General features: G+C 70.6%; 6 protein-coding genes and 2 pseudogenes. 5 read left to right on the forward strand and 3 right to left on the reverse strand.

Features of this window, described 5'->3' with window-relative positions; all coding sequences use genetic code 11:
• A partial coding sequence (locus tag A5713_RS05295; RefSeq protein WP_156751758.1) for a cell wall metabolism sensor histidine kinase WalK occupies positions 1–1,152 on the forward strand: 1,152 nt, incomplete at its 5' end.
• Between the two features lie 69 nt (positions 1,153–1,221).
• On the opposite strand, the gene A5713_RS27320 is transcribed toward A5713_RS05295, so the two are convergent.
• The 3 genes from A5713_RS27320 to A5713_RS05305 all read right to left on the reverse strand — a co-directional run bounded on the left by A5713_RS27320 (position 1,222) and on the right by A5713_RS05305 (position 3,298).
• Positions 1,222–1,479, reverse strand: a complete 258-nt coding sequence (locus A5713_RS27320) for a hypothetical protein (RefSeq protein WP_197516299.1) — start codon at positions 1,477–1,479, stop codon at positions 1,222–1,224.
• A 110-nt stretch (positions 1,480–1,589) separates the two neighbouring features.
• A complete protein-coding gene (locus A5713_RS05300; protein WP_068093323.1) occupies positions 1,590–2,429 on the reverse strand; it encodes a S1 family peptidase in 840 nt (279 codons plus the stop codon).
• A 101-nt stretch (positions 2,430–2,530) separates the two neighbouring features.
• Positions 2,531–3,298 (reverse strand): TVP38/TMEM64 family protein, encoded by a 768-nt coding sequence (locus tag A5713_RS05305; protein ID WP_067925663.1) that lies wholly within the window; start codon positions 3,296–3,298, stop codon positions 2,531–2,533.
• 168 nt (positions 3,299–3,466) lie between these two features.
• Between A5713_RS05305 and mutA the strand changes: the two genes are divergently transcribed.
• The 4 genes and pseudogenes from mutA to A5713_RS28160 all read left to right on the forward strand — a co-directional run.
• The gene (gene mutA / locus A5713_RS05310; protein WP_068093313.1) at positions 3,467–5,344 is read left to right on the forward strand and encodes a methylmalonyl-CoA mutase small subunit; all 1,878 of its coding nucleotides are present in this window, start codon (positions 3,467–3,469) and stop codon (positions 5,342–5,344) included.
• Between the two features lie 5 nt (positions 5,345–5,349).
• Entirely contained in the window at positions 5,350–7,602 is a 2,253-nt protein-coding gene (gene scpA, locus A5713_RS05315) for a methylmalonyl-CoA mutase (RefSeq protein ID WP_068093315.1), read from the forward strand.
• A pseudogene (gene meaB, locus A5713_RS05320) lies at positions 7,603–8,603 on the forward strand (methylmalonyl Co-A mutase-associated GTPase MeaB). It begins immediately after the preceding gene.
• A 52-nt stretch (positions 8,604–8,655) separates the two neighbouring features.
• A pseudogene (locus tag A5713_RS28160) lies at positions 8,656–8,792 on the forward strand (esterase); the annotation flags it as partial.

The following is an 8,792-nucleotide window of genomic DNA, read 5'->3' on the forward strand; positions in this document are numbered from 1 at the left end:
CTACTGCTCGGCGCGCTCGCCACCTTCGCGATCACCGGTCTTGTCTGGACGGTCCGGGTCCAGCTTCCCCCGCCGCCCCCACCCCCGCCGGACGCCACCGCGACGGCCGTGGTGCGCCCGCTGCCGGACGGCGCCCGGGTCATCCTGGTCGCCGACACCACGCAAACCACCCAGGTGACGCATCAACTGCGGGCGCTGATGATCGGCGCGGGTGTGGTGACCCTGCTGGTCGCCGCGCTGTTGCTGGTGGCGGTCAGCCGGGTGGCGCTGCGCCCACTGGACCGGCTGACCGCGCTGGCCAACGACATCCGGACCGGTGATCGCGGGCGGCGGCTGCGCCCCGACCGTCCCGATACCGAATTAGGCCGGGCCGCAAGCGCTTTCGACGGGATGCTGGATACCTTGGAGGCTTCCGAACGCCGGGCCCAGCGTGCGATCGACGCGGCCCGGCGCGCCGAGACGGCAACCCGGCGCTTCATGGTCGACGCCGCCCACGAACTGCGCACCCCGATCGCCGGGATACAGGTCGCCGCCGAACAACTCGCCACCAGCGCCTCCCAGCAGCAGGGCGACGACGCGGCAGACGGTCAATATCGCAGGGCCAGCCTGTTGCTGTCCGACGCGCGGCGCGCAGGGCGGTTGGTCTCCGACATGCTCGATCTGAGCCGCATCGACGCCGGCCTGCCGTTGGACACCCACGACGTCGACCTGGCCGCGATCGCCGACGCCGAAGCCCACCGGGCCGCGATGCTGGCGCCGCAACTGACCATCAGCCGCACCGGCGCCACCGAGCTGCTTCTGGACGCGGACCCCACCCGCATCGCGCAGATCCTGTCCAACCTGCTCGACAACGCCCGCCGCTACACCCCGCGCGGGGGAGCCATCACGGTCGACGTGCGTGGGCGCACCGATGCCGCCGAGGTGACCGTCACCGACAGCGGCCCGGGCATTCCCGACGACGGGCGCGAGCGGATCTTCGAACGGCTGGTGCGACTGGACGCCGGGCGCGCCCGCGATCACGGCGGCGCCGGGCTGGGCCTGCCGATCGCCCGGGCGCTGGCGCGTGCCCACGGGGGCGAGCTGGTGTGTCTGCCGCACGAGGGCGGGGCAAGGTTCCGGCTCACGCTGCCGCTCGCCGCGGCGGTGGAATAAGGCCCATGGAAGAAAGGTGAGCGGTGGCCGCCCCGGGCGAGGCGGCCACCGCTCGATAAGACCGCCCCGTCAGATTCCCGGTGGCGGTGGCCGGCCCGGGTCGCCGGGCCCCGGACCACCCGGTCCCGGGCCACCAGGTCCCGGTGCACCCGGGCCACCCGGTCCCGGTGGCCCGCCGAACGGGCCGCCCGGATGCGGCGGTCCCGGCTGCCCCGGTGGCGGTGGCGGGGGCGGATCCGCGCTCGCCACCGCGACCCCGAAGCCGGCCGCGGCCGCCCCGCGGGCGCCCGCGAGCAGGGACCCTGCGATGAGTTGGTTGATCTTCACTCGGCCCATCTCTCCTCTTCTGTCGGCGGCGCACCCATCCGCAGGGGGACCCGCGGATCGCCGCGATCCGCGACAGTAGGAAGTCAGCCTGAAGCCAGCCTGAAGAAGCCTCAGCCGGGCGCGGTTTCCGCGGTCACGGCGGTGAGGCCCCACTTGTCCAGCCAGGGCTGGACGAGTTCGGCGACCGAGAATTTCGCCGGGGCGGAGCACCGCGGCATGGGCGTGTTGGGATCGCCCCCGCGGATCAGGATGCCGACCGCGCGCACAGTGCCGTCGCCTTGCTTGAGATACACCGGGCCACCGGAATCGCCGCATTGGCCGGGCGCCAGGAACACGACCTTGCTGTCGGTGACCTCCGTGACCTGCCCGCAGGCGGCCTCGCCGCTGCCGATGCCGAATTTGCAAAGTTCCTGCCCGGTCTGCAGGTTGGTGGCGACGCCGGAGACGGGCAGGGCGGCCCCGACGGCCGGATTACGGGGAACGTTGTCCCCGTTGAGCAGGATGAGGCCGATGTCGTGCTGTTCGTTGAGGACGCCCTCGCTGACCGTCTGGGCGAACGTGCCCAGCGTCGCGTAGGGCAGGACCCCGCCCAGGTTCATCGTCACCTTGCTGGCCTCGCCGGGCCGGTTGCAGTGGCCGGCGGTCAGGACACCGGGCAGGCCCGTGCTGGTGCGCACCAAAAACCCCGCGGTGCAGCCCATCCCGCCCGTCCCGTCGGCGTACTCGACGTAGATGCCCGCACCCGGCCCGACGGCGCTTGACGCGGGCAGATCGATCGGCGACAGGAGCGGCGGCGGGGAGGGCTGAGGGCTCGGCGCGATGGTCTTGGGCAGCCGGTCCACCACGGCGAGGAGGGCGGTCGCGCAACACAGCGACGCGATCACCAGCAACGCGGAATGCGTCCTCGAACGTTGCGGCAGCGGGTATGACACGTGGGTTCCGGCCAACAGCCCCCCTTTGAGCGCGCGATGCCGGTAGGTACCGCACGCCCCAGCTTGCCAGCTTCGGCCGGTCAAATGTGGCGATTAGTCAGATATTTCGCGCGGGCCGCTCAGCTGATGGTGGCCGGCTCGGGGGAGGGCTCGTCGCCGACGGAAGTGTGCGCTCGGTGATGGTGGCGGCGGTAGTGGCGGATCTCGATGATCAGGCCCGTCAAACCCAGCGTCGCCGTGCACACCGACACCAGGTACAGCAGCGAGCTGGGGTGGCCGGCGAGCGCGTCGCCGAGGATCACGACGGCGGCGGTGCCGGGCAACAGGCCGCCGAGGGTGGCCAGCGTGTACGGCAGCACCCGCACCGTCGAGGCGCCGGCGGCGTAGTTGATCGCCGAGAACGGCACGGCGGGAATCAGCCGCAGCGACAAGATGGCCAGCCAGCCCCGCTGCCGCAACCGCTCGTCCACCGTGTCGATCGACCGGTGACGCACCAGACGGTTCAGCCGCCACCCGGCGGCGCGGACCAGCAGCAGCGCGATCACCGCGCTCGCAGTGCTGGCGACCACCGCGATCGCCACACCCATCAGCGGGCCGAACAGCAGCCCGGCGGCCAGGGTGAACGCCGTGCGCGGGATCGGCACCACGGTCGCGACGACGTGCGCCGCCAGGAACGCCAACGGGAACCACGGCCCGACGGACTCCGCCCAGTCGCGCATCTGCACCGGCGTCGGCAGCGGCAGCCAGGACGCCGCCGCGATCAGGAGTGTGATACCGACCACTGTGGCGATCGCCCGGGGCCGCGACAGCAGACGCGCGGCGGCGCCCAGCGCGCCGGCGAGGTCGCGCAAGGTCCGGTTGATTCTGCAGGTGGCGGAAGCCGTCACGCCTCTAAAGGTTACGGGCCGCAGGTGAATAACTCGTATCCCGAGGCTGGCGTTTCATCGGCGGCCCACCCCGGTCGCCGGGCCGCGCGGTTTTTTGCCGACCGGCCTGATCAATTAGCCTCATTAGTAAGTCGCAGGCCCCATTTGCTGGCAAAAAGGGAGCAATCGGTGTCCATTGATGTACCCGAGCTCGCCGAACTAGAACTGGTTCGCGGGCGTTGGCGCAGTGCGGTCGCCGGAGTGCTGTCGAAGAGCACCCGGAAGGACCCCGAGGAACTCGGCGACCAGCCCGAGCGCCTGCTGGAAACCCCGACCTACGACGGCATCGCCGTCCGGGCGCTGTACACGGCGCTGGACGAACTGCCGGAACCGCCGTTGCCGGGCGAATGGCCCTATGTGCGAGGCGCCGACGCGTTGCGCGACGTCAAATCGGGTTGGCGCGTGGCCGAGGCGTTCCCGGCCGACCGCGTCGCCGGGGTCACGGCCAAGGACGTCAACTCCGCGGTGCTCGAGGCGCTCAGCAACGGGGCCAGCGCGCTGATGCTGCGCGTGGGGGAATCCGGCGTGACCGTCGACCAGCTCGAGGACGCCCTGGAGGGCGTGCACCTGAGCATGGCGCCGGTGATCGTCGACGCGGGCGCCGACTACTCCGCCGCCGCCGATGTCATGCTGGGGATGGCCACCCGGGTGGAAGCCGACCAGCGCGAACTGCTTTCGATCGACCTGGGCGGCGACCCGCTCACGGCGGTGCTGAGCGACCGTCCCGCTCCGACGCTCGACGAGGTCGTCACGGTCGCGCAGCGGGCGGCCGGTGAGCGCGGCGTGCGTGCCGTCACCGTCGACGGGCCGGCCTTCCACAACCTCGGCGCCAACGCGACGTGGGAGCTGGCCGGCACCGTCGCCGCCGGGGTGGTCTATCTGCGACGGCTCACCGAGTCGGGCATGTCGGTCGGCGACGCGCTGCGGCAGATCAGTTTCCGGCTGGCCGCCGACGACGACCAGTTCGTGACGCTCGCCAAGATGCGGGCCGTGCGTCAGCTGTGGGCGCGGGTCGCCGAGGTCGTCGGCGATCCGGACGGCGGCGCCGTCACCGTGCACGCGGAGACGTCGCTGCCGATGATGACCCAGCGCGACCCCTGGGTGAACATGCTGCGCTGCACGCTGGCCGCCTTCGGCGCCGGCGATGTCGGCGCCGACACCGTGCTGGTGCTGCCCTTCGACGTGGCGATCCCGGGCGGCTTCCCCGGCACGGCGAGAAGCTTCGCACGGCGGATCGCCCGCAACACTCAGCTGCTGCTCCTGGAGGAGTCCCACGTCGGCCGGGTGCTGGATCCCGCCGGCGGCTCGTGGTACGTCGAGGACCTCACCGCGCGGCTCGCGGAGCAGGCCTGGACGCACTTCCAGGCCATCGAGGCGCGCGGCGGGTTCGTCGAGGCGCGCGACTACATTGCCGAGCAGATCGCCGAGGTCGCGCAGCGGCGCGCCGACGACATCGCGCACCGTCGCACCGCGATCACCGGCGTCAACGAATTCCCGAATCTCACCGAACCCGCTCTGCCGCAGGATGCTTCGTCGGGCACGCCCCTGGCCGCCGGCCACCTGCAGCGCTACGCCGCCGCATTCGAAGCGCTGCGCGATCGCTCCGATGCCTACCTGGCCCGCACCGGCGCACGCCCGCAGGCGCTGCTGCTTCCGCTGGGCCCGCTGGCCGAACACAACATCCGGACCACCTTCGCCGCCAACCTGCTGGCATCGGGCGGCATCGAGGCCGTCAACCCGGGAACGGTCGACGCCACCACGGTCGCCAGGGCCGTCGCCGACGCCAAATCGCCGGGCGTCGCGGTGATCTGCGGTACCGACAAGCGCTACCAGGACGAGGCCGCGGCGACCGTCGAGGCGGCCCGCGCCGCCGGCGTGTCGAGGGTCTACCTGGCCGGGCCGGAGAAGGCGGTGGGTGACGCCGAGCACCGGCCCGACGAATTCCTGACCGCGAAAATCGATGCGGTCGAAGCCCTTTCGAACCTGCTGACTCGACTGGGAGCGTAGCCACCATGACCACCACCGCACCTGTGATCGGTAACTTCGCCGAGGTCCCGCTCAACGCGGACCGTCCGCCGGCTCCGCCCACCGAAGCGGCCGTCGAAAAGCACGTCGCCGCGGCCGCGGCGGCGCACTGGTACACGCCCGATCAGCTCGACTGGCACACCCCGGAAGACATCACGGTCAAGCCGGTGTACATCGGCGCCGACCGGGCCGCCGCGGTGGCCGACGGCTACCCGCTGAACACCTTCCCCGGCGAGCCGCCCTTCCTGCGCGGCCCGTACCCCACCATGTACGTCAACCAGCCGTGGACCATCCGCCAGTACGCGGGTTTCTCCACCGCGGCCGAATCCAACGCGTTCTACCGCCGCAACCTGGCGGCCGGCCAGAAGGGCCTGTCGGTGGCCTTCGACCTGGCCACCCACCGCGGATACGACTCCGATCATCCCCGAGTCCAGGGGGACGTCGGAATGGCGGGCGTGGCAATCGATTCCATTCTCGACATGCGGCAGCTGTTCGACGGCATCGACCTGTCGACGGTGAGCGTGTCGATGACCATGAACGGTGCCGTGCTGCCGATCCTGGCGCTGTATGTGGTGGCCGCCGAGGAGCAGGGCGTGCCGCCGGAGAAGCTGGCGGGCACCATCCAGAACGACATCCTCAAAGAGTTCATGGTGCGCAACACCTACATCTATCCGCCCAAGCCGTCGATGCGGATCATCTCCGACATCTTCGGCTACACCAGTGCGAAGATGCCGAAATTCAACTCGATCTCGATCTCCGGCTATCACATCCAAGAGGCCGGTGCCACAGCCGATTTGGAGCTGGCCTACACGCTGGCCGACGGCGTCGACTACATCAAGGCGGGTCTGGACGCCGACCTGGACATCGACAAGTTCGCGCCGCGGCTGTCGTTCTTCTGGGGCATCGGGATGAACTTCTTCATGGAGGTCGCCAAGCTGCGGGCCGGCCGTCTGCTGTGGAGCGAGCTCGTCGCCCAGTTCAACCCGAAAAACGCCAAATCGCTCTCGCTGCGCACGCATTCGCAGACCTCGGGCTGGTCGCTGACGGCGCAGGATGCCTTCAACAACGTCGCGCGCACCTGCATCGAGGCGATGGCCGCGACCCAGGGGCACACCCAGTCGCTGCACACCAACGCCCTCGACGAGGCGCTGGCGCTGCCCACCGACTTCTCCGCGCGGATCGCGCGTAACACCCAGCTGCTGCTGCAGCAGGAGTCGGGCACCACGCGGCCCATCGATCCCTGGGGCGGCTCGTATTACGTGGAGTGGCTGACCCATCGGCTCGCGCAGCGGGCCCGGGCCCACATCGCGGAGGTCGCCGAGCACGGCGGCATGGCCCAGGCCATCAGCGAGGGCATCCCCAAGCTGCGCATCGAGGAGGCGGCCGCGCGCACCCAGGCCCGCATCGACTCGGGGATCCAGCCGGTGATCGGCGTCAACAAGTACCAGGTCGAAGAGGACCAAGAGGTCGAGGTGCTCAAGGTCGAGAACAGCCGGGTGCGCGCCGAACAGCTGGCCAAGCTCGAGGAGCTGCGGGCCGGCCGCGACCGGTCCGCGGTCGAGGCCGCGCTGGCAGAACTGTCCCGGGCGGCCGCGGCGCACGGGCGCGCCGGGGCGGACGGGCTGGGTAATAATCTGCTGGCGCTGGCGATCAACGCCGCCCGGGCCAAAGCGACGGTCGGGGAGATCTCCGACGCGCTGGAAAAGGTATACGGGCGGCACCAGGCGGAGATCCGCACCATCGCCGGCGTGTACCGCGACGAAGCCGGAAAGGCCACCAACATCGCCACCGCCACCGAACTGGTCGAGAAGTTCGCCGAGGCCGACGGCCGCCGGCCCAGAATTCTGGTGGCGAAGATGGGCCAGGACGGCCACGACCGCGGCCAGAAGGTGATCGCGACGGCCTTCGCCGACCTCGGGTTCGACGTCGACGTCGGCTCGCTGTTCTCCACGCCGGAGGAGGTGGCCCGGCAGGCCGCCGACAACGACGTGCACGTCGTCGGGGTCTCGTCGCTGGCCGCCGGCCACCTGACGCTGGTGCCCGCGCTGCGCGAGGCGCTCGCCGAGGTGGGACGGCCCGACATCATGATCGTGGTCGGCGGGGTGATCCCGCCCGGCGACTTCGACGAGCTGTATGCGGCCGGGGCCGCCGCCATCTTCCCGCCCGGGACCGTGATCGCCGACGCCGCGATCGGCCTGCTGCACAAGCTGGCCGATCGGCTGGGTTACACGCTCGACTAGATGGCGTCCCGCAAGAGCGACACCGTCGACGAGCTCGCCAAGGCGGTTCGCGGTGGCGACCGCGCGGCGCTGCCGCGGGCCATCACGCTGCTGGAATCCACCCGCGCCGACCACCACGAGAAGGCCCAGCGGCTGCTGCTCGAGCTGACGCCGGACTCGGGCAACGCCCACCGCGTCGGCATCACCGGGACACCCGGGGTGGGGAAGTCCACCACCATCGAGGCGCTCGGCATGCACCTGATCGAGCGGGGCCATCGGGTGGCGGTGCTGGCCGTCGACCCGTCGTCGACGCGCACCGGTGGGTCGATCCTGGGCGACAAGACCCGGATGGCGCGCCTGGCGGTGCACCCGGACGCGTACATCCGGCCGTCGCCGACGTCGGGCACCCTGGGCGGCGTGGCAAAGGCCACGCGCGAGACGGTGGTGCTGTTGGAGGCCGCCGGTTTCGACGTGATCATCATCGAGACCGTCGGCGTCGGCCAGTCCGAGGTGACGGTGGCCAACATGGTCGACACGTTCGTCCTGCTGACCCTGGCGCGCGGCGGTGATCAGCTGCAGGGCATCAAGAAGGGTGTGCTGGAGCTGGCCGACATCGTGGTGGTGAACAAGGCCGACGGGGAGCACCTCGCCGAGGCCCGGGTGGCCGCCCGCGAGCTGTCCTCGGCGATCAGATTGATACACCCGCGCGAAACGCTCTGGCGGCCACCGGTTCTCACGATGAGCGCGATGGAGGGGACCGGCCTGGAGGAATTGTGGGACACCATCGAACGTCATCGTCAGGTGCTCACCGAGGCCGGTGAGTTCGAGGCGCGCCGGCGCGCCCAGCTCGTCGACTGGACGTGGCAGATGGTGCGCGACACCGTATTGGACCGGGTGCTGTCCAACCCGAAGGTGCGCACGATGCGCGCCGACGTCGAACGCCGGGTCAAGGCCGGGGAGCTGACCCCGGCGCTGGCCGCCGAGCAAATATTGACGGCCGCGTCAGACTAACGGATAGGTAAACAATGTAGATTTCGCTCCGGCGGGGTGTGAAATCGAAGTAAATTCGAAAGCGTGACGGTGGAAACCCGAGTCGATCGCCGCGCGGTCCCTGTCCGCGATGACCATGACGCAGGTCATCGCGTGTCCGGCGCGGCGGACTCACACTTCGGATGCGTCGTTCGCAGCTTTTCGACCATGTTCCCGGCCCG

The sequence above is a fragment of the Mycobacterium sp. E2497 genome (genome assembly GCF_001668695.1).
Taxonomy (GTDB): domain Bacteria; phylum Actinomycetota; class Actinomycetes; order Mycobacteriales; family Mycobacteriaceae; genus Mycobacterium.

Coding starts and splice junctions, on each gene's coding strand:
- scpA (WP_068093315.1), top strand. CDS start 5,350: ATGACCACCACCGCACCTGTGATCGGTAACTTCGCCGAGGTCCCGCTC.